Below are 19,367 nucleotides of genomic sequence, written 5' to 3' on the forward strand. Positions count from 1 at the left end.
TCGGACACGTCGGTAACCGCGAGTCTTCATATCACGGGAGGATCCGATGCCACGGCCGCCGCTGCTCCCCTCCGACACCGCGTCGCCCGCCCACGACACCTCCGGGTCGCGTCCCGGGTTCACCGCTACCCCGCACACCGCGCGGGAGCGGCACGGTGACGTCGAGGGCATGCGCGTCATACCTGACGGCGGATGACAGGAACGAGCGGGATGCTGGGAGCATGGCACTCAACTGGAAGATCGTCATCGACTGCGCGGATCCGCATGCCCAGGCCGCCTTCTGGGCCGCCGCGCTCGGCTATGAGGTGGAGGACAACCGCGTGCTCATCGGGCGGTTGCTGAGCGCCGGCGCGGTCCCGCAGGACGCGGTCGTGACCGTGGACGACAGACCCGCGTTCCGGACGCTCCAGGCCGTACGGCATCCGGACGACCCGGTTCAGGAGGGCACCGGGATCGGAATGGGCAGGCGACTGCTGTTCCAGCAGGTGGCCGAGCCCAAGACGGTCAAGAACCGCCTGCACCTCGATCTGCACGCCGGTCCGGACCACCGGGACGCCGAGGTCGCCCGGCTCCGGGAACTCGGCGCCACGCTCCTCCAGGAGGTCAAGGAACCGGGCACCGAACATGTGGTCATGGCCGACCCCGAGGGCAACGAGTTCTGCGTTCAGTGATGACGTGGCGCGCGGCGCGGTGAAGGTCACCGGCTGGACCTCTCAGGCCGGTCCGCCTTGACTTCCGTCGTGGCGCCGGCCCGCGTCGGCGGCGGGGTCGTCGAAGAGCGTCGGGGCGGTGGCGTCGCTCGCCCGTTTCAGCTCGCCGGGGGCGAACAGGCGGATCACGCCGTACTCGCCGTCGTATCCCGGCTCCCGGACGACCTCCCCGCGGCGCAGGCGGCCGATCGCCTCCCCGAGCGAGGGCAGGCGGGCCTCAAGGGCGCCGACCGGCACCTCCTGGAGGATCCTCAGCTCGGGGCCGAAGGCGGCGATGAGCCTGTCGATCTCGCCGGAGACCTTCTTGCTGCCCGGCCCGACCTCCAGGATCTCGCCCACGATCTCCGGGAGCGGGACGAGCCTGTCGAAGGCGTCGGCCTCGCCGGGCCGGGCGTGGCCGGCGGGGCGGTCGGCCAGGTCCTCGACCCGGCTCAGCACGCCGACCGTGAGCGGTTTCCCGCACACCGGGCAGATCCCGCCGTGCTCGCGCGTCTTGTCCGGCTCCAGCCGGACGCCGCACCTGCGGTGCCCGTCCAGGTGGTACCTCCCCTCCTCGGGGAAGAACTCCACCGTCCCCTCGTATCCGGTGCCGGTCCGTAACGCGCGCAGGACCGCGAAGTAGTCCAGGTCGACGTCGAACATCGTGGTCTCGCGGCCGATCCGGGGCGGGGAGTGCGCGTCGGAGTAACTCACCATTCGGTAGCGGTCCAGCCCGGAGACCCGCCGGTTCATCGCCGGATCGCTGGACAGGCCGGTCTCCAGGGCGAAGATGTGGCCGGAGAGGTCGCCGTAGCACTCCTCGATCGTGTCGAACCCGGACTTGGAGCCGAACACGCCGAACCACGGTGTCCAGACGTGGGCGGGCACCAGGTGGGCACCGTCACCGCTGTCCAGGGTGATCTCCAGCAGGTCGCGGGAGTCGATGCCGACGGTCGGCCTGCCGTCGGCGCCCAGGTCGCCGACCTGCCCGAGCCTGCGGTTGAACGTCTCCGCCGCCTCGAAGTCCGGTACGTGGACCAGGTGGTGGATCTTTCGGGTGCGTCCGCCGCGCCGGTAGACCGTGGAGATCTCCACCGACAGCGTGAACCGCACCCGGTCGGAGGCCACGGAGGACGGCAGCGTCCGGGCGATCTCCCGGTCCAGCTCGTCGCGCAGGCGGAACAGCCCCGGCTCGGCGGGCACGAGGTTCTCGCGCAGCAGCGCGAACCACGCCGGGTGCGTGAAGTCACCGGTGCCCAGCAGCGTGACACCCTTGCGCCGCGCCCACCAGGTCAGGTGCTTCAGGTCGCTGTCCCTGCTGCAGGCCCTGGAGTATCGCGAATGGATGTGCAGGTCCGCGTGGAAGCGCATTCCTGACACTTTTCCACCGGAGGGCGGCCGTAACACTCCGCCGGGGACGGACGGAGCGGCAGGCCCCTTCGCCGGGGTGGAACGCGGCCCGGATCAAAGCCCCAGCAGCTTCGGCCACGTGGCCTCGCCGACCAGCCCGTCGTCGTCGAGCCCCGTGTCGCTCTGGAAACGCCTCAGCTCGGCGACGACCGACGGCCCGTAGACGGCGGGTTCGGCCACCTCCGGGTCCAGCTTCAGGGCATAGCCCCTGGCACGCAGCAGATAGAAGCAGTTGGCGGCGTGATGGCCGGTGTCGCCCGGACTGAGCAGGGGCAGCTGGACCGTGATCGTCTCCGCCGACGGCGCGGGGGTGCCGGGGCGTGGTGCTCCGGCCTCCACCCAGGCGTACAGCGGTTCGCCGGGGCAGTCGGTGCTGTAGCCGTCGCGGTGGCCCTTGATCTCCCTGCCCGCGCCGCCGTTCTCGCGCAGGTAGTCGATCGCGTCGAGGATGCCCAGCAGCATGTCGTCCGGTGGGTGGGTCAGTCCCGAGGTGCCGACCAGGCCCAGTACGGCGTAGTGGCCGGCGTTGAGGCCGGCGCCGTTCGCGGCGGGCAGGTGTCCCGGGCCGCGGCCCTGGAAGACCTTGCGGTGCGGGCAGACCATCATCGAGTAGCCGATGTCGATCCAGCCGTTGTTGTCCATGTGGTAGTTCTGGATCCCCTTGATCACGGCCACGCACTTGGAGTGGTCCCCGGCGATGCCGGGGTCGACGTGGTCGCCGGTGTAGTGGATCTTGACGCCCCGGGTGTGGGTGAGCGGGGTGTAGGCACCCCGGGGAGCGCGGGCCCCCCAGTCGTGACGGCTGATCATGGTCATGGGCGTCTCCTCGGCTCGTGCCCGCGAGGGGGCGGAAACGGGGTGGCCGTGCCGGGGGAGTCAGACACTCTCCCCCTCCTCTTCGATCTCCGGAACCAGGCCGACCTGGGTGAGCTGCCGCGTCAGCCGTGCGACCTGCCGCTGGAGGACGCGGATCTGCTCCGCCTGCCGGGCGATCTCGGCCTGCATGCGGAGCTGGGTGTTGACGTCGAACGCGCTCGCCCGCTGGTAGGCACCCTGTTCGGCCTGGCGGAGCGCCGCCCGCTCGGCCGCGGCCTCCTGATCCTGCGCGGCCCGCCTGGCCTGCCGCGCGGTGTAGAGGGTCGACAGCAGCCCCGCGGCCGCGCCGATGGCGCCGACGATGATCCCGGGGTCCATCATCGCCTCCGTTCCGACGGTTCAGGCCAGCGCGACAGGCGCAGGATGAGCCCCGCCACGGCGACCTGCACGATGCAGGACCAGTACGCCTGCGGGATCGCCCCCTGGATGCCGCCGACCAGGTGGATCACGGCCCAGCCCACCAGCACGCCCGAGGTCAGGGCGAACGCCGTCCAGTCGGTCACGGCGAACGCCTGGACGGTGCACAGGACCGCGCAGACGCACCAGGGGATCGCCAGGGTCCAGAGCGGTGCGACGGAGGCGAGATAGGCGTAGGTGGGTGTGCCGACGGCGGCCGGATCGACCCAGTACAGCCGGATCGCCTGGCTGCCGCTCCACAGTGCCAGGAAGAGCAGCACCGACCCGCGGAAGCCGACCCGATGGTCGAACCGGTGCACGTACGTGCGTATCACCTGTATCACCGCAGGGACACCCCCGGGGATGCGATCAAGCTCTCCATACAGAGGGTGACGTATGTGCTACGGAAAGTATAGGGAGCGGATCGCCTCTTGACCGTCGGGCAAGAGGTCAGTGGCCTTTCGGTGATATTCAGCCGGTCGGCCGGTCGCCGGGCGGGTCCTGCCCGCCCGGCGCGGCCTCGTCGCCGGCGTGTCGTACGGCTATGCCTCGTACTTGTCGTGGTGCAGGAACTCGTTGATGTATCTCTGCCGGCCCAGCGGCGTCAGGTCGAGGTAGTTGTACGTGCCGACCAGCGGCTCGGGGCCGCGTCCGTACGTCGAGTAGGTGTGGAAGACGCTGTCGCCCTCGTGCAGGAAGACGCTCACTCCCTGCCCGTCGCCCTGCGTCATGAAGGCCATGCCCTCCAGCAGGAGCGTCGCCTTGTTCTTGTAGTTGTACTCGACGGGGGCGACGGCCTCGTCCATCGAGACGTTGAAGTCGTAGTTGAAGTCGCTGCCGTACGACGAGTACCACGGCAGGGTCCAGCCCATGCGCGTCTTGAACCGCTCGATGGCGGCCAGCGGCGCGCGGGAGACGAGGGCCAGCGTCGTGTCGGAGGCGTGCAGGTGCGACAGGTGGCCGACGTTGTCGATCAGGAGCGAGCAGCTCTGGCAGCCCTGGTCGGACTCCCACAGCCACATGAAGTGGTAGATGATGAGCTGGCGGCGTCCGTCGAACAGGTCGGGCAGGCCGACCTTGCCGTCCGGGGCCTCGAAGACGTACTCCTTGTCCACCTTGACCATGGGCAGCTTGCGGCGTTCCTCGTTGACCATGTCCCGTACCCGGGTGGACTCCTTCTCCTTCACGAGAAGCTCCTTGCGAGCGGCCAGCCACTCGTCCCGGGACACGACCTGAGGAAGATCCATCCTGTTCTCCTTGTGGTGAGGGGGCTGTTTGCGGTGAGGGGCTGTGCGGCACGACGGGCCGTCATCCGGCCGCCGACGACACAGTGGCCCAGGTGCGATGTAAACACGCGTCCCCGGTAAATGCACCTTTGACGATGCCCATTGGGAATGGGGCGAAATAACGGTGGGGCGGGTCCGGCTGCTTTATCTGTTTCCTCCTCGGCGACCTGGAATTTTGGTCTCTCCGGAAACGGTCCGCCGCATCAAGGAAGGTACGTTCGTGGTGATTGCGGTCCCGTCGCCGATGTTCTCGGACGTGTTCCGTTCCGTGTTTCCCCGCTCCGATCTATGTTTGACGTCGGGAATATGTGAATGTTTGATGGAAAGGGGCAAGGTGGGTGTTTCGCACGGTGAAGCCGTTTCCGGGCGCCGTTCCCTGCCCTGGGCGGTTCAGGTGCTGGCGCCCGCCGTCGGCCTGTCCAATTTCGGGGACAGTTTGGCGGTGACCGCCCTGTTGCTCGATTTCCACGATCGATACGCGGACGGGACGGCGACGGCCGCCGTATTCCTCGCCCTGTCGGTACCGAGCGTGATCCTCGTCGGTTTCGCCGGTCGGGTGGCGGACAGGCTGCCCGTCCGGCGAGTCCTGATCCCGGCCGGTGTGGCGCTGATGTCCATCTGTACGGCGATGGCGTACCTCACGTCGGCCGTCCTCATCGTCGTCCTGCTGGCGGCGCTCGCCGGGATCATGGCGTTCGCCACCCCTGTGATGATGAAGGCCGTGGCCGACGCCTCCCCGGCCGATCTGCTGAGCCGCTCCCAGGCGCGGATGGCCATGATGGCCAACCTCGGCTTCCTGATCGGACCCGCTGCGGGCGGTGTCCTGATGGAGGCGGCCGGGCTGCGGACGGTTCTGCTTGTGGACGCGGCGAGCTTCGCCGCGCTGCCGCTGGCGGCCCTGCTCCTGCGGGCGGGAAGGGACGGCACGGAGGGGACGCGCCCCATCGGCTCCCATGGCTCCTCCTCCTGTGACTCCTCCTCCTGTGGCTCCTCCGTCTCCGGTGGTGCGCGGGCCGGATCCGGTCTGCTGCCGGGGCTTCGCGCGATGGCGGCCGCGCCGGGCCTCCTGCGGGTGGTCGGGTTCGGGGTCGTCCTCACCGTGGCCCTTCAGGTGGTGAACGTCGTGGAGGTCTTCTTCGTCCGCGACGACCTCGGGGCCGGCGCCGGGATGTTCGGAGTCCTCATGGTGGGCTGGTCGTCCGGCCAGGTCAGCGGGGCCTGGACGGCCGGTCGCCTGCCGGCGAGGTGGAACCCGGCGTCGGTGGCGTCGGTGGCGACGTTCGTGATGGCCGTCGTCATGACCTCGGTGGCCGCGGTCGGCGACGTCCGGACGCTGTTCGCCCTCCTGGTGCTGAACGGCTTCGCCTACGGGGCCTTCGGGGTGGCCCGCCAGACCCTGCTGGCGGGGTCGGTCGACACGGCGGTCAGGGGCAGCGTCTTCGCGGCGCACGTGGCGTTGCTCAACGTCGCGAGCACGGCCGCGCTGCTGGCCGGAGGCGTCATGTCCGCCTTCGTCGCGCCCAGAGCCGTCTTCGGGCTGGTGGGGGCGGCCATGCTCCTGTCGGTCCTGGTCTCCCGGCCGTGGCGCCGATCCGCCCCGCTCCACCGCCCGCCGTACCGGCGCCCGGACGATCACGGACGCGGTGGCCGGCTCGGGCGGCCACGGAGGTGGTGAGGGGGAGCGGTCGCCGTGCCGGGAGAGTCCTGGGAGAGCCGCCGGGAGAGTTCTAGGAGAGCAGGGACATCCAGCGGTCGTGGAGTCGTTCGACCAGGTCGTGGTCGAACGGGGCCCGGTAGGTCACCTCGACCAGGCCCTCCTCGCCGATCGGTATGACGTCGAAGAACAGCCCGTACTTCGCGTGCCCGGCCTCGGGCGCGGCGATCTCGACCTCCAGGCCGGGCCAGGAGAGCTCCGTCAGCGCGGGGTTGAGGTCGAACACCACCTCGACCGCCGAGTCGAGCCGGTCGGTGGCGCCCAGCAGCCTGGTGAGCCGTCCCTGGATCCGGCCGTGGTAGTCGTCGAACGACTCGCTCGACGAGCTGGTGACGGTGGCCACCTCGAGGAAGTGGCCGACGAACGCGTGCTCGTCCGGGGTGGCCCGGCGGTCGACGTGTACGCCGACGGACAGCTCCGCCCGTCCCGTGACCTGGTGCAGCGCGTGCCCGAACGCGCTGAACGCGAGCATGAACGGGGTGCACCCCACCCGCTTGGCGCGGTCGGTGACGGCGGACCAGAAGCCGGAGGGCAGGCGGGAGGTGTGGCGCGAGGCCGGTTCGAAGTCGACGGCGGCGACCGGTTCCGGCGGCGGAGCCGTACCTCCGCGTCCCTCGTGCGCGAGGCCGCGCAGGCGCTCGGGCACCGGGACGACGGCGGTGGGCGGCGAACCGCCGTGTACGGCCTGGGCGTAGGCGTCGGTGAGGTCGGCCAGGATGAGCGCGGCGGACACGCCGTCCATGACGAGGTGGTGCGCGCACAGGACCAGCGTGTGCAGGTCCGGCCCGTGCCTGAGCAGGGCGGCGCGGAACAGGGGCCCGCCTTCGAGCGGGAACGGGGCGTTCGTCCACCGGCGGAAGTCGTCGCCCTCGACGACGGGGACGTCCAGCGTGACGTTCCGGTCGCACCGCAGCAGCGTTCCCTCCTCGGCCACCGTGGCCCGCAGCGCGGTGTGACGGCGCCAGACCGACCGCACCGCGGAGACGGCGGCCTCCTCGTCGAGCGGGCCGCGCAGGTGGAGCAGCACGCTCTCGTGGTAGGCGGTCCACTCGGGGCCGTGGTCGCGCTGCAACCGCCACAGCCGTCGCTGCTGCGGGGTCGCCGGCCATTGGAGGTCCTTCCTCGGCGGCAGGAACTCGGCCTCCCTGAGCCGGTCGACGCCTCGCTCGACGGCCTCTAGGAGCTGGTCCACGTCGCGGTCGTCGTGGGCGGTGGACAGGAAGAACGTCCGGCCCTCCCACACGTAGACCCCGTCGGCCAGCAGGCTCTGGTAGAGCATCTCCAGCTGCAGGGGCTGGTAGAAACTGGACGCGCCGCGGTACTCGACGCGCCACAGCGAGCCGAACGAGGCGATCGTGTACGGCAGTTCCTCGGTGCGGATGATCTCCGCCAGGGCGTCCGTGACCCGCTTGGCCCGGCCGTTCAGCTCCTCGTAGAGGGCGGGTCCCCGCGCCTCGATGTGGTCCAGCACCGCGCGCGCCGCGCTGACCGAGAGCGGGTGTTTCTGGAACGTCCCCCCGAACAGGGTGGTCCTCGCGGTCGGCGCGCTGTCGTCGCCGTAGCCCCACGAGCCGCCGTCCATGCCGTCCATCAGGTCGGAGCGGCCGGCGATGGCCGCGATCGGCAGGCCGCCGCCGAGGATCTTCCCGTAGGTGGCGAGATCCGGTGTGACGCCGAAGTGGCCCATCGCGCCGCGCGGGCCGGCGCGGAAGCCGGTGATCATCTCGTCGGCGATCAGCACGATGCCGCGTTCGGCGGTGAGCCGCCGCAGCGCCGCCAGGAAGGCTGCGGGCTGTACGGACGGGTTGCGGTTCTGCACGGGCTCGATGATGACCGCGGCGAGGTCGTCCGCCACGGCCCTCAGGTGCTCCAGCGAGGCGTCCTCGCCGTAGGGCAGCACGATCGCCTCGTCCACCGCCCCGGGGGACAGGCCCGGCGCGATCGGCAGGGACTGTCCGGGTTCCAGGCCCCCGCGGGCCAGGACCGCGTCGACCAGCCCGTGGTAGGACTTCTCGAAGTAGGCGATCCTGCGCCGCCCGGTGGCCAGCCGCGCCAGCCGGACCGCGCCCATCACGGCCTCGGAGCCGGTGTTGCAGAACGTGACCCGGTCGTGGCCGGTGACCCGGCAGAACTGTTCGGCCAGCTCGTAGCTCTGCCTGAGCTGGTATCCCAGCGAGTAGGTCTGGTCGAGCTGGCGCCGTACGGCCTCGGTCACGAAGTCGGGGTTGTGGCCGAACAGCTGGACGCCGAAGCCCATGCAGTAGTCCGTGTAGGCGTTGCCCGCCGCGTCCCAGATCCGTGCGCCCCGCGCCCGTTCGGCCACGACGGGGACGAGCAGTTCCTTCAGCTCGGGCCGGAAGTTCGCCCACGGGCGGCTCTCGGCGAGGCGCGGCCGGTAGGTGCCCGCCAGCTTCTTGGCGGAGTCGTCGCGCGCGCTCATCCGCGCCACGAGTTCGTCCACGTAGCGCTGCTGGGGCGGGCTGAGCCGGTCGGCGCGGGAACGACCGGCTGACGGTGCGGCGGGTGGTGTAGCAGGTGGTGCGGCGGGCGGCGTGGCAGGTTGTGCGGCAGGCGATGCGGCGGCTGGGGCGGACGGGACGGCGGGCTGCGAACGCGCCGCCGAGGCGCCGCCGCCGTTCCCGTTGGAGCCGCTTCCCCCACCGCCGGTTCCGCTGCCGTTCCCGCCGGAGCCGTTCCCGCCGGTGCCGAGGACGCGCAACTGCTCCTGCATGACGGCCAGCTGCGCGGCGAGGATGCGGGTTATCGACTCGTCGGCCGTCACCGGCCCGGCCCCCGCTCCCGGCGGCACGGCCGTCGTTCCCGATACGGCCACCGCGGGCACGGCCGTCGTCCCCGGTACGGCCGCCGCGGGCACGACCGTCACCTGGGGGGCGGCCACCGCCACGGCCACCGCCGCCGGCGCGGGTGCGGGCGCGGGGGCCTGCGCCTCGATGGCGACGGCGAGCGCGCGCACGGTCGGGTAGTCGTCGAAGAGCATCGTCGGCTGGAACGAGGAGCCGTAGCGCTCGTTGAGCTGGGACACCAGCTTCAGCAGCACCAGGCTGTCGGCCCCGAGGTCGAGGAACTTCGCGTGGTCGGAGACCTCGGCGGGACTCAGCTTGAGGTGGTCGGCGAGCAACGTCCTGATCGTTGTGACGATGTCGTCCCTCATGCCGCTGTCCTTTGTGATCGCCCAGTGTCGGGTCCGTTGCCAGGGATAGGTGGGAAGGTCGGGAACGAAGACGCCGGTTGGACAGACGGCGTCCCAGTTCAGCTCGGCTCCTGCGCGGTAGAGCCGCACCAGCGTGGGCACGGTTCCGCCGTCGCGGTGCGCCTGCACGACGCGCACCGCGTCACCGCGCCGCCGCGCGGTTCCGGCGATTCCCGAGGCGTGGATCGGTTTCGGGCCTATCTCCAGGAAGGCGCTGAAGCCGGTCTCCAGGAGCGTCTCGATCGCCTGCTGGAAGCGGACAGGGCCGGTGATGCCCTCCGCCCAGTAGCCGGAGTCGAGCCGGGTGCCGCCGACGATCTCGCCCAGGACGGTCGAGCAGAACAGCGCCGATCCGGCGGGAGCCGCCGGATCCACCCGTGCCGCCCGCATCGCCTCCGCGGCGGGCCGCATGTGCGGGCTGTGGAAGGCGTACTCGCCGGGGAGCGGCACACAGCCGAACCCGGCCCGCCCGAGCGCCTCCGTCACGCCGGTGAGGGCCGGGTCGGGCCCCGAGACGACGAAGGAGCCGGGGCCGTTGTGGGCGGCGATGACGACGCCGTCCTCCAGGTACGGCACGGCCTCGGCCGCCGGCCCCGTGACGGCCACCATGCGGCCACACCCGTGGACGCGCCGCATCGAGGCGCCACGCGCGGCCGTGAGCCTCGCCGCCGACTCCAGATCGAGCAGCCCGGCCGCGTAGGCGGCGGCCGTCTCTCCCGCGCTGTGCCCGACGACGGCCGCGGGGACCACCCCCAGGGAACGCCACAGGTCGTACATCCCGGCCTGGAAGGTGAACAGCACCGCCTGCGCCACGTCGGTGTGCGGGGGAAGCGGCTCCTCGCCGCCCAGCAGCGCCCGCACCGACACGTTCAGCGAGCGCCTGAAGACGGGCTCGCAACGGGCCACGACCTCGGCGAAGGGCACCTCGTCCAGCAGGTGACGGGCCGTGCCCGGACGCCAGGCGCCCTGACCGGAGAACACCAGGACGGGGTCGCGCCAGGGCGCGCCGTCGTCGGCGGTCACGGGAAGGTCCTCCAGCTCTCGCAGGAGCTGCTCCCGGTCCCGCACGACCACGGCGGCGCGGTGCCTGTGGTGGGCCCGCCGTACGGCCGCGCTGTGGCACAGGTCGGTGAGGGACACCTCCTCGCGGGCGCGCAGGAAGTCGGCGTAGCGTCCGGCCAGGACGCGCAGCGCGGTCTCGCTCCGTGCCGACAGCGGCAGGACGAGCGCCCCGTGAACGGAGACGGGGCCGGGCGGCGGAACGGACGCCGGGCCGGGAGCGGGGACGGAACCGGGAGCGGGGCCGGGACCGGGAACGGAGACGGGGACGGAACCGGAAGTGGAGACGAGAACGGGGGTGGGGACGGAACCGGAAGTGGAGGCGGGGACGGAGGTGGGGACGGGGACGGGGGTGGGGACCGGTGCGGAGGACCGGGTACGGCCCGGCGGCCCCGCCGAGACGATGACGTGCGCGTTGGTGCCGCCGAAGCCGAACGAGCTCACCGCGCCCGTCAGCGGTTCCGCGGCGGCCCACGGCAGTGCCTCGGTGACAACCCGCATTTTCGTGCCGTCCAGCCGGAGCCGGGGGTTCGGCGGCGTGGAGTGCAGCGAGGCGGGCAGGTGGCCGTGCCGCAGGCACAGGATCAGCTTGGCCAGGCCCGCGATCCCGGCCGCCGCCTCGGTGTGCCCGATGTTGGACTTCACCGAGCCCACGTGGCAGATTCCCGTCTCCCGCCTGCCGTACGTGCGCAGCAGCGCGCCCATCTCGATCGGGTCGCCGAGCTGCGTGCCCGAGCCGTGCGCCTCGACGTAGGAGACGGCGTCGGCGCGCAGGCCCGCGTCCGCCAGCGCCCGGCGGATCACGGTCTCCTGCGCGGGCCCGTTGGGCGCGGTGAGCCCGTTGCTCCGGCCGTCCTGGTTGACCGCTGAGCCCCGGATGACGGCCAGGATCTCGTCGCCGTCGCGCTCGGCCGCCTCCAGCGGCTTGAGCAGCAGCAGGGCGCAGCCGTCCGAGCGGACGAAGCCGTCGCCGCCGGCCCCGAACGACCGGCAGCGGCCGTCCGTCGCCATCATCCCGAACCTCGACAGCGACACCCAGTTCTCCGGCCCCAGCACGACGTTGACCGCCCCCGCCAGCGCGACGGAGCAGGCGCCGCGCCGCAGGCTCTGCACGGCCATGTCGACGGCCACCAGCCCGGAGGAGCAGGCGGTGTCCACCGCGACGCTGGGGCCGCGCATGTCCCAGGCGTAGGAGATGCGGTTGGCGGCGATCGAGAGGGCCTGGCCCGTGCTGAAGTACGGGCCGATGGCCGACAGGTCACCGCCCAGGGCACGGCCGTAGTCGCTGCCGCTGATGCCGACGAAGACGCCGCAGTCGCGGACCAGGTCGTGCGAGGGCGGCAGTCCGGCACGTTCCATGGCCTCGTAGGCGACCTCCAGCAGCATGCGCTGCTGGGGGTCCATCTGCTCGGCCTCCGCGGGGGACAGGCCGAAGAAGGCCGCGTCGAACTCCTCGATACCGTCGACGCAGCCCGCCCACCGGCTGCTGATCTTTCCCGGCTCAGCCGGGTCCGCCGAGTACAGCCGGTCCACGGGCCACCGCTCCGGCGGCACCTCCCCGATGGCGTCGACCTCCTCGACGAGGAGTCTCCACAGGTCCTCGGGCGAGGTGACGCCGCCGGGGAACCGGCAGGCCATGGCGACGACGGCGATCGCTGTCATCGTGATTCCAGTGCCTTCGCCAGATCCGAGATCGTCGGATAGTCGAAGATCGTCGACGACGGCACCGGGCTGTCGAGCAGACGCTCCAGCTCGCCCGCGAGCTCGTGGGCGCCCTTGGAGTCGAGGCCGTAGTCGGCGAAGGGGACGTGGTCGTCGAGCTCGGCGACCGGCGTGCCGAGGACCCTGGCGAGCAGGAAGCGGAGCATCGGCTTGGCCGCCGCCGCGCTGATCCGCACCGCCGCGCTCTCCCGCTGGGTGCGGTGGCGCACGCGCAGCTCGCCCGCGGCCAGCCTCCGGCCGCACTCGTTCCTGCGCACCTTGCCGCTGGAGGTCTTGGGCACGCTTCCCGGCTGGACCAGGGCGATCACGTCCAGCTTGAGCTGGAACGTCTCGGAGATCACGTGCTGGATCGCGGTGGCGGTCTCCGCCAGCGACTCCTCGCTCCGCTGGCCGCGCACCTCGCACACCAGGCCGACGGAATCGCCGGTCTGGAAGGCGGCCAGGCAGCCGGGACGGATCTGGGGGTCGGCGCGTTCGGCGACCTGTTCGAGGTCCACGGGGTGGTAGTTCTGGCCGCGGACGATGATCACGTCCTTGCGCCTGCCGGTGATGTAGAGCTCGCCCTCGTGGAAGAAGCCGAGGTCACCGGTGTGCAGCTCGGTCATCCTCTCCGGCTGCCCGTGGAACCCCCTGGCGACGCCCCAGCCGGTCACCATGATCTCGCCCACGGTGTCCTCGGGCAGCTCCTCCCGGGTGCCCGGCGTCACGATCGTGACGTTCATCCCGGTCACCGGGCGGCCGCAGGACACCAGGACCCGTCCCGCCGCCGCGGGCTTGGCGAGCCCCTCGCTGAGCGCGTCCCGGTCCGCGACGAACCGGCCGGGCGTCTCGTGGAGCGGGGGAGTGGTCACCGCCAGCGTGCACTCCGCCAGCCCGTACGACGGGCGCATCGCCTGCGCGCGGAAGCCGTACGGGGCGAAGACCTCGGCGAACCGGTCGACGGTCTCGGCGCGCACGGGCTCGGCGCCGTTGATCGCCACCTTCCAGGTGTCCAGCTTCAGCCCGGCCCGCCGGGCCTCGGGGATCCGGCGCAGGCACAGGTCGTAGGCGAAGTTCGGGGCCGCGGAGTGGGTGCCGCCGAAGTCGGAGATCGCCCGCAGCCAGCGTTCCGGGTCGCGGATGAAGGCCTGCGGCGACATCGTCACGATGTGGCCGCCGCGCAGCAGCGGGACCAGGACACCCAGCACCAGGCCGAGGTCGTGGAAGAGCGGCGCCCAGTTCACCAGCACCGAGTCGGGGCCGAGTTCGAGGGCCGCGCCGAAGTGGTCGACCTCGTCCAGCACGTTGCCGTGCGTGATCTCGATGCCGCGCGGCGACCCGGTCGAGCCGGAGGTGTACTGCAGGTAGGCGACGTCGTCCCGCCGCGCCGGGCGTTCGCGGAGGGGGACCTCCGGGCCGGGGGCCGTACCGTCGCCCGCACCGTCGCCCGCACTGCCGTCCGTACGGTCCAGCCACGTCACACCGGCCAGGCGCGGGCTCAGCCCGATCACGTCGGCCGTGGACACCTGGGGGGCGGCGGTCGCCGCGGTGACGTCGGCGTCCTCGACGATCCGCGTGAGGCGTTCGGCGGCCCGGTGGTAGGGGATCTCGGGCTCCGGCGCGGGGATGGGCACGGCGCCGGCCAGCAGGCAGCCGAAGAACTCGACGACGAAGTCCACACCCGTGTTGTGCAGCAGCATGACCCGCTGCCCCGGCAGTACGGCCGAGCTCAGCCGCGCCGCGAAGGCGGCCGCCCGACGGTGGAGTTCGCCGAAGGTCACGTCGGACCGCCGCGGCTCGCCTCCGCTCTCGTATCCGAGGTGGGTGATCGCCAGGCGGTCGGGGCGCAGGCTCGCCTGGCGCGCGAGGGCCTCCTCGATGAGCTGCACGGCCTCAGACCCGTTCACGCAGGCTGCGCGGGCGCATGTCGGTCCACACCCGCTCGATGTGGGCCAGGCACTCCTCCTCGGAGCCGCGCGTGCCCGCGTCGGCCCAGCCGGGCGGGAGCTCCCGTTCGGCCGGCCAGATCGAGTACTGCTCTTCGTCGTTCACCACGACGATGTACGTCATCAGAACCCCTCGCGGTAGTTGGAGTACGGCTGGCCGGTCATGGCGTGCACGGCTTCCAGATAGGAGTCGGCGTAGTCCGCGGCGACCGTGTGCGGCAGTTTGGCGGCCGGGTAGTCGACGAGCAGCAGGGCCCGGTCCGACGCCGGATCCTGCACGAATCCGACGCTGAGCGTGAAGTGGTTGGGCTCGTAGCGCATCGTGGGGGCGCACCCGATGCGCTCGTCGTCGATCCGGACACCGGCGAGCGCGTGGAACCGGTTGAAGGTGAAGTTGGCGTCCAGGTTCCAGTTGCGCATGTGGCGGGCGAACCTCGCGAACGGCGTCCGCCGGTGGGGCATGATCGACGTTTCCTGCCGGTGCACGTGCCGTACCAGGTCGATCCAGGTCCCGCCGTCGAGACGCGTGGCGAAGGGGATGATGTTGAGGAACAGGCCCAGGGCCTCCGCGCCCGCCGCCTCCTCGATCCTGCCGTTGACGCCGAGGCCCGTGATGACGTCGGCCCGGCCCGTCACCCGGCCGAGCGCCACCAGGTGGGCGGCCAGCGCCACGCTCTTCATACCGGCCCCCGCGGTCCTGGCGAGCCGCGCCATCGCCTGCGACAGCTCGGTCGTCACCTCGCGGTCGATGGTCTGGGCCATGGTCGCCGCCGCACCGGAGTCGGGGAACAGGGCGCCGTCCAGACCGGACAGCCGCTCCTTCCAGAAGGCGAGCGACTCGGCGGAGGAGGTGGCGGCGCGTTCGAGCGCGACGAACTGGCCGAAGCGCGACAGCGGCGGCGGTGCCTTCGGCGTGTCCGGGTGCTCCCGCAGCAGGGCGTGCCGGTTGAGGATCTCGGCCACCAGGGAGGTGAAGCTCCAGCCGTCGAGGATCGCGTGGTGCTCGGTGAGCGTCAGCTGGAAGGCCGAGGGGGACAGCCGCTGGGCCGTCACCCGGAACAGCGGGGCCTGCCCGAGGGCGAACGGCGTCGACCACTCGCGTTCGACGAGCGCGGCGACCGCCGCCCGCTGGTCGGCCCCGGTCAGGTCCTCGATCGTCAGCGGCGGCGGCACGGAACGGTGGACGAGCTGCATGGGCTCGCCGAAGGAGACCATGTCGAAGGAGGTCCGCAGCACCGGGTGGCGCTCGACGGCCTCGGTCACGACCCGCGTGAGCGTCCGCTCGTCCAGCGGCGCCGCGACCCGGTAGCTGTTGACGTTGTGGTACGGCCGCCGCTCCGGCTCCAGCTCCATGTGGTAGACCATCGCCAGCTGCATGGCGGTCATCGGGTAGGCGTCGACGACGTCGCCGCGGGCCCGCGCCCGCTCCCTGTCGCGCTCGCCGAGCAGCGCGAACGGCTCCAGCGGCGGCCCGTCCTCGGCACGCGTCACCTGGGTCGCGGCGGAGGCCACCGTGGGGTGGGCGAACAGCACGTCGAGGGGCAGCGCGTAGCCCGCCTTCCGCAGCCGTCCCGCGACCTGGATGCTGCGCACCGAGTCGCCGCCGAGCTCGAAGAAGTTGTCGTTCCTGCCCACCCGCTCCAGCTTCAGCACCTCGGCCAGGGCGTCGGCGAGGGCCTGCTCGACGGGTCCCTCCGGGGGGTCGTAGGCCGTCTCGGGGCGTCCCGCCTCCGGCAGCGCCCGCAGGTCCACCTTCCCGTTGGCGGTCAGCGGTATCCGGTCCAGGAGGACGACCGCCGACGGCACCATGTACTCCGGCAGCCTGTCGGTGAGGTGCGCGCGGAGTTCGGCCGCCGCCGGACGCTCCGGGCCGGGGACGACGTAGGCGACCAGCCGCCCGTCGGCCGCCACGACCACGCACGACCGCACCGCCGGGTGGTCGGCGAGGACCCGCTGGATCTCGCCGGGCTCGATGCGGAAGCCGCGGATCTTGACCTGGTCGTCGATCCTGCCGAGATACTCCAGGTCGCCGTCGGGCAGCCAGCGCACCAGGTCGCCGCTGCGGTACCGCCTGGCGCCCGGCACGGCCGGATCGGGCGGGAAACGCCGGGCGGTGAGTCCGGGGCGGCCGACGTATTCGCCGGTCACGCCGTACCCCCCGACGAACAGCTCGCCCGGCACCCCGACGGGGACGACACGGCCGTACCGGTCGAGCACCTCGGCCGACAGGTGCGGCAGGGGCCGCCCGATCACACTGCGCCCGAAGGGCGTCTCCGGGGTGATGTCGTAGGCGGTGACGTGGACCGTGGTCTCCGTGATGCCGTACATGTTGCACAGCCGGGCCTTCGGCGCCGAGCCCGTGGCGAACCACCGCCTGACGTGGTGCGGCTGCAGCGCCTCGCCTCCGAAGACGATCCACCGCAGGTGGTCGAGGGGGCGCGGTTCCTCCTCCAGCAGGCCGACGAGCTGGCCGAACGCGGAGGGCGTCTGGTTGAGGAAGGTGACCCGTTCCCGCTGCAGGAGGAGGGCGAACGCCTCGGGGGACCTGCCGACCTCCTTGGGCACCACGACGAGGCGGCCGCCGTACAGCAGCGCCCCCCACATCTCCCACACCGAGAAGTCGAAGGTGTAGGAGTGGAACAGCGTCCACACGTCGCCGGGGCCCATGCCGAAACGGTCGGCCGTCGCGGCGAACAGCTCCATCACGTTCGCGTGCGCGACCGCCACCCCCTTCGGGCGGCCGGTCGACCCGGAGGTGTAGATGACGTACGCGGTCGAACCGGTGGCGACGGGCAGCCGGAGGTCGTCCGAGGGGTGCGCGGCGATCTCCGCCTCGTCGTCCAGCAGGCCGACCGTCACCCCCTCGCCCGTCCGGTCGGCCACCGTCACCTTGACGTTCGCGTCGGCGACGATGAACGCGACGCGGTCGCGCGGGGTCTCGGGGGCGATCGGCACGTAGGCCGCGCCCGCCTTCAGGACCGCCAGCACGGCCTCCACCTGGCGGGGCGTCCGCTCCAGCAGCAGCCCGACCCGGTCCCCCGGGCGCACCCCGGTGGCGCGCAGGTGACGGGCCAGCCGGTTGGCCCGCGCGTTCAGCTCCCCGTAGGTGACCTCCACGGCGATCCTGCCCGGGTACAGCGCGGCCACGCTCTCGAAGCGTTCGTGCAGGCAGGCGTCGGCACCCCGGCTCACCGGGGCGGGCCCGCGGACGACGTCCAGGTCGGCGCCGGTCAGCATGGGCAGCTCGGCGACGGCCGTGCCCGGAGCCTCGGCCGCGGCGGCCAGCAGGGTCAGCCAGTGCGCGGCCATCCGCTCGATCGTCGCCGCGTCGAACAGGCCGGTGTTGTACTCGACCTCACCCCGGAGGCGGTGCCCGTCGTCGAAGACCGACCAGAGAAGGTCGAACTTCGCCGTGTCCGTCGTCAGGACGCGCGGCACCCCGCTCGCCTCGCCCAGCCGCAGCGGGCCCGCGTCGTGCCTGCTGTGCGCGCCGAAGGCGACGTGCATCAGCGGCCGGTCGGGGACCATGTCGAGCGGAGCCCGGTGGTGGTCGAGGTCCTCCATGACGTCGCGGCCGATCGCCGCCAGCAGCTCGTGGAAGCTCTCGTCCCCGCCGACCCGCGTGCGCAACGGCAGCATGGTGACGAAGTACCCGATCAGCTCCTCCAGCTCGATCCGGTCCCTGCCCGCGACCGGGGAGCCGACCACGATGTCGTCCTGGCCGGTGTAGCGGTGCAGCAGCACCACGAACGCGGCGAACAGCACGACGAACGGCGTTACCCCCTCCGTCATGGCCAGCGCCCGCACCCGCTCGCCCACCTCGGGCGGCAGGTCGAACGCGTGGACCGCCCCCGCCGTCGACCGCACCGGCGGGCGGGGCCTGTCGGTGTGCAGCGTCAGCCGCTCCGGCGCCCCGGCGAGCCGCCGCTGCCAGTAGTCGAGGTCCTCCGCCGGATCCTGTTCCCGCTGCCAGGCCGCGAAGTCCGCGTACTGCACGGCGGGCGCGGCCAGCCGGGGCTCGCGTCCCTCGGTCCGCGCCGCGTACAGCTCGGCCAGTTCGCGTTCGAACACAGGCAGGGACAGCCCGTCACAGGCGATGTGGTGGAAGACGACGACCAGCGCGCACCCGTCGGGAGCCCACCGCAGCAGCCGCGCCCGCGCCGGCAGATCGCGCTCCAGGTCGAACGGGCGCCGCGCCTCCAGGCGGGTCAGGTCCTCCACCGCCTCCCGCGGGCAGTCGATCACCGCCATGTCGATCTCGGCGGTGCCCCGGACCACCTGGTACGGCTCCGCGACCGAGATCGCGAACACCGTGCGCAGGACGTCGTGCCGCGCCACGATCGCGTTCAGGCACTCCTTGAGCAGCCCGGCGTCCACCGGGCCTTCGAGGGGGAGCAGCCAGGGGATGTTGTGGACGGCGGTGCCCGGGGTCAGCCGGTCGAGGAACCACAGCGCGCGCTGGCCGTACGACAGCGGCGCGGTCTCCAGGTTCCCGGGCCTGAGCGGCTGCCAGCCCTGCTCGACGGTTGTCACGTCAGCCCTCCTCATCGACCGTCACGTCGCTCACGGCCGCCACCCACGCCTGGTCGTCGAGCCGCGGCAGCGCGGCGACCGCCGCGGCGCGGCGCAGGACGGCCCGCGGTGACGGCGCCTTCTCCAGGAGCACCTCGGCCTGCTCGGCGACCGTGCGGGCGGTGAAGAACACCCGCGGCGGCAGGTCGATCCGCAGGGCGACGGCGATGCGCGCCTTCACCTTGGCGATCGCGAACGAGTGCGCCCCCAGCTCGAACACGTCGTCGTCGGCACCCACAGAAGGCACTCCCAGCACCCGTTCCCATATGTGGGCGAGGGTGTGGTGCAGGGGGGTGGCCGGCCCCTGCTGTTCCTCTCCTCCGGTGTCGGTGGTGGGGAGGGGGGTGCAGGTGTGGGGTGGGGGCAGGGCGTTGCGGTCGGTTTTGCCGTTGTGGGTCAGTGGCATGGTGTCGAGGTGGAGGTAGGTGGTGGGGATCATGTAGTCGGGCAGGTGGGGGGTCAGGTGGGTGCGCAGGTCGGTGGTGGTGGGGGTGTGGCCGGGGCGGG

The 19,367-nt window shown here is 72.0% G+C and carries 13 protein-coding genes; 3 read left to right on the plus strand and 10 right to left on the minus strand.

What is annotated here, in order from left to right; all coding sequences use genetic code 11:
- The first annotated feature begins 46 nt into the window (after positions 1 to 46).
- Both AB0N02_RS41820 and AB0N02_RS41825 read left to right on the plus strand, forming a co-directional pair.
- Positions 47 to 196, plus strand: a complete 150-nt coding sequence (locus AB0N02_RS41820; RefSeq protein WP_363959212.1) for a hypothetical protein — start codon at positions 47 to 49, stop codon at positions 194 to 196.
- A 25-nt stretch (positions 197 to 221) separates the two neighbouring features.
- The gene (locus AB0N02_RS41825; RefSeq protein WP_363959214.1) at positions 222 to 671 is read left to right on the plus strand and encodes a VOC family protein; all 450 of its coding nucleotides are present in this window, start codon (positions 222 to 224) and stop codon (positions 669 to 671) included.
- A 42-nt stretch (positions 672 to 713) separates the two neighbouring features.
- On the opposite strand, the gene AB0N02_RS41830 is transcribed toward AB0N02_RS41825, so the two are convergent.
- From AB0N02_RS41830 to AB0N02_RS41850, 5 genes are all read right to left on the minus strand, one after another.
- Positions 714 to 2,060, minus strand: a complete 1,347-nt coding sequence (locus tag AB0N02_RS41830; RefSeq protein WP_363959216.1) for an endonuclease Q family protein — start codon at positions 2,058 to 2,060, stop codon at positions 714 to 716.
- A 93-nt stretch (positions 2,061 to 2,153) separates the two neighbouring features.
- Positions 2,154 to 2,915, minus strand: coding sequence for a peptidoglycan-binding protein (locus tag AB0N02_RS41835; RefSeq protein WP_363959219.1), 762 nt, complete (start codon positions 2,913 to 2,915; stop codon positions 2,154 to 2,156).
- Between the two features lie 60 nt (positions 2,916 to 2,975).
- Positions 2,976 to 3,293, minus strand: a complete 318-nt coding sequence (locus tag AB0N02_RS41840) for a hypothetical protein (protein ID WP_363959222.1) — start codon at positions 3,291 to 3,293, stop codon at positions 2,976 to 2,978.
- Positions 3,293 to 3,706 (minus strand): hypothetical protein, encoded by a 414-nt coding sequence (locus AB0N02_RS41845; RefSeq protein ID WP_363959225.1) that lies wholly within the window; start codon positions 3,704 to 3,706, stop codon positions 3,293 to 3,295. Before AB0N02_RS41845 ends, AB0N02_RS41840 begins: the two co-directional genes overlap by 1 nt.
- A gap of 207 nt (positions 3,707 to 3,913) precedes the next feature.
- Positions 3,914 to 4,618, minus strand: coding sequence for a DUF899 domain-containing protein (locus AB0N02_RS41850; protein WP_363959227.1), 705 nt, complete (start codon positions 4,616 to 4,618; stop codon positions 3,914 to 3,916).
- A 358-nt stretch (positions 4,619 to 4,976) separates the two neighbouring features.
- Between AB0N02_RS41850 and AB0N02_RS41855 the strand changes: the two genes are divergently transcribed.
- Complete coding sequence (locus AB0N02_RS41855; RefSeq protein ID WP_363959230.1) at positions 4,977 to 6,332, plus strand: MFS transporter; 1,356 nt, start codon at positions 4,977 to 4,979, stop codon at positions 6,330 to 6,332.
- 52 nt (positions 6,333 to 6,384) lie between these two features.
- Here AB0N02_RS41855 and AB0N02_RS41860 read toward each other — a convergent pair whose 3' ends face one another.
- From AB0N02_RS41860 to AB0N02_RS41880, 5 genes are all read right to left on the minus strand, one after another.
- Positions 6,385 to 12,303, minus strand: a complete 5,919-nt coding sequence (locus AB0N02_RS41860) for an aminotransferase class III-fold pyridoxal phosphate-dependent enzyme (RefSeq protein ID WP_363959232.1) — start codon at positions 12,301 to 12,303, stop codon at positions 6,385 to 6,387.
- On the minus strand, positions 12,300 to 14,249 hold the full coding sequence (locus AB0N02_RS41865) for an AMP-binding protein (RefSeq protein WP_363959234.1): 1,950 nt from the start codon (positions 14,247 to 14,249) through the stop codon (positions 12,300 to 12,302). Before AB0N02_RS41865 ends, AB0N02_RS41860 begins: the two co-directional genes overlap by 4 nt.
- A complete protein-coding gene (locus tag AB0N02_RS41870) occupies positions 14,236 to 14,412 on the minus strand; it encodes an MbtH family protein (protein ID WP_363959236.1) in 177 nt (58 codons plus the stop codon). Before AB0N02_RS41870 ends, AB0N02_RS41865 begins: the two co-directional genes overlap by 14 nt.
- A complete protein-coding gene (locus AB0N02_RS41875; RefSeq protein ID WP_363959238.1) occupies positions 14,412 to 18,821 on the minus strand; it encodes an amino acid adenylation domain-containing protein in 4,410 nt (1,469 codons plus the stop codon). Before AB0N02_RS41875 ends, AB0N02_RS41870 begins: the two co-directional genes overlap by 1 nt.
- A gap of 1 nt (position 18,822) precedes the next feature.
- Positions 18,823 to 19,367, minus strand: a 545-nt coding sequence (locus AB0N02_RS41880) for a phosphopantetheine-binding protein (protein WP_363959240.1), incomplete at its 5' end; no start/stop codon positions are given.

The sequence above is a fragment of the Streptosporangium sp. NPDC051022 genome, assembly GCF_040683035.1.
Taxonomy (GTDB): Bacteria; Actinomycetota; Actinomycetes; order Streptosporangiales; family Streptosporangiaceae; genus Streptosporangium.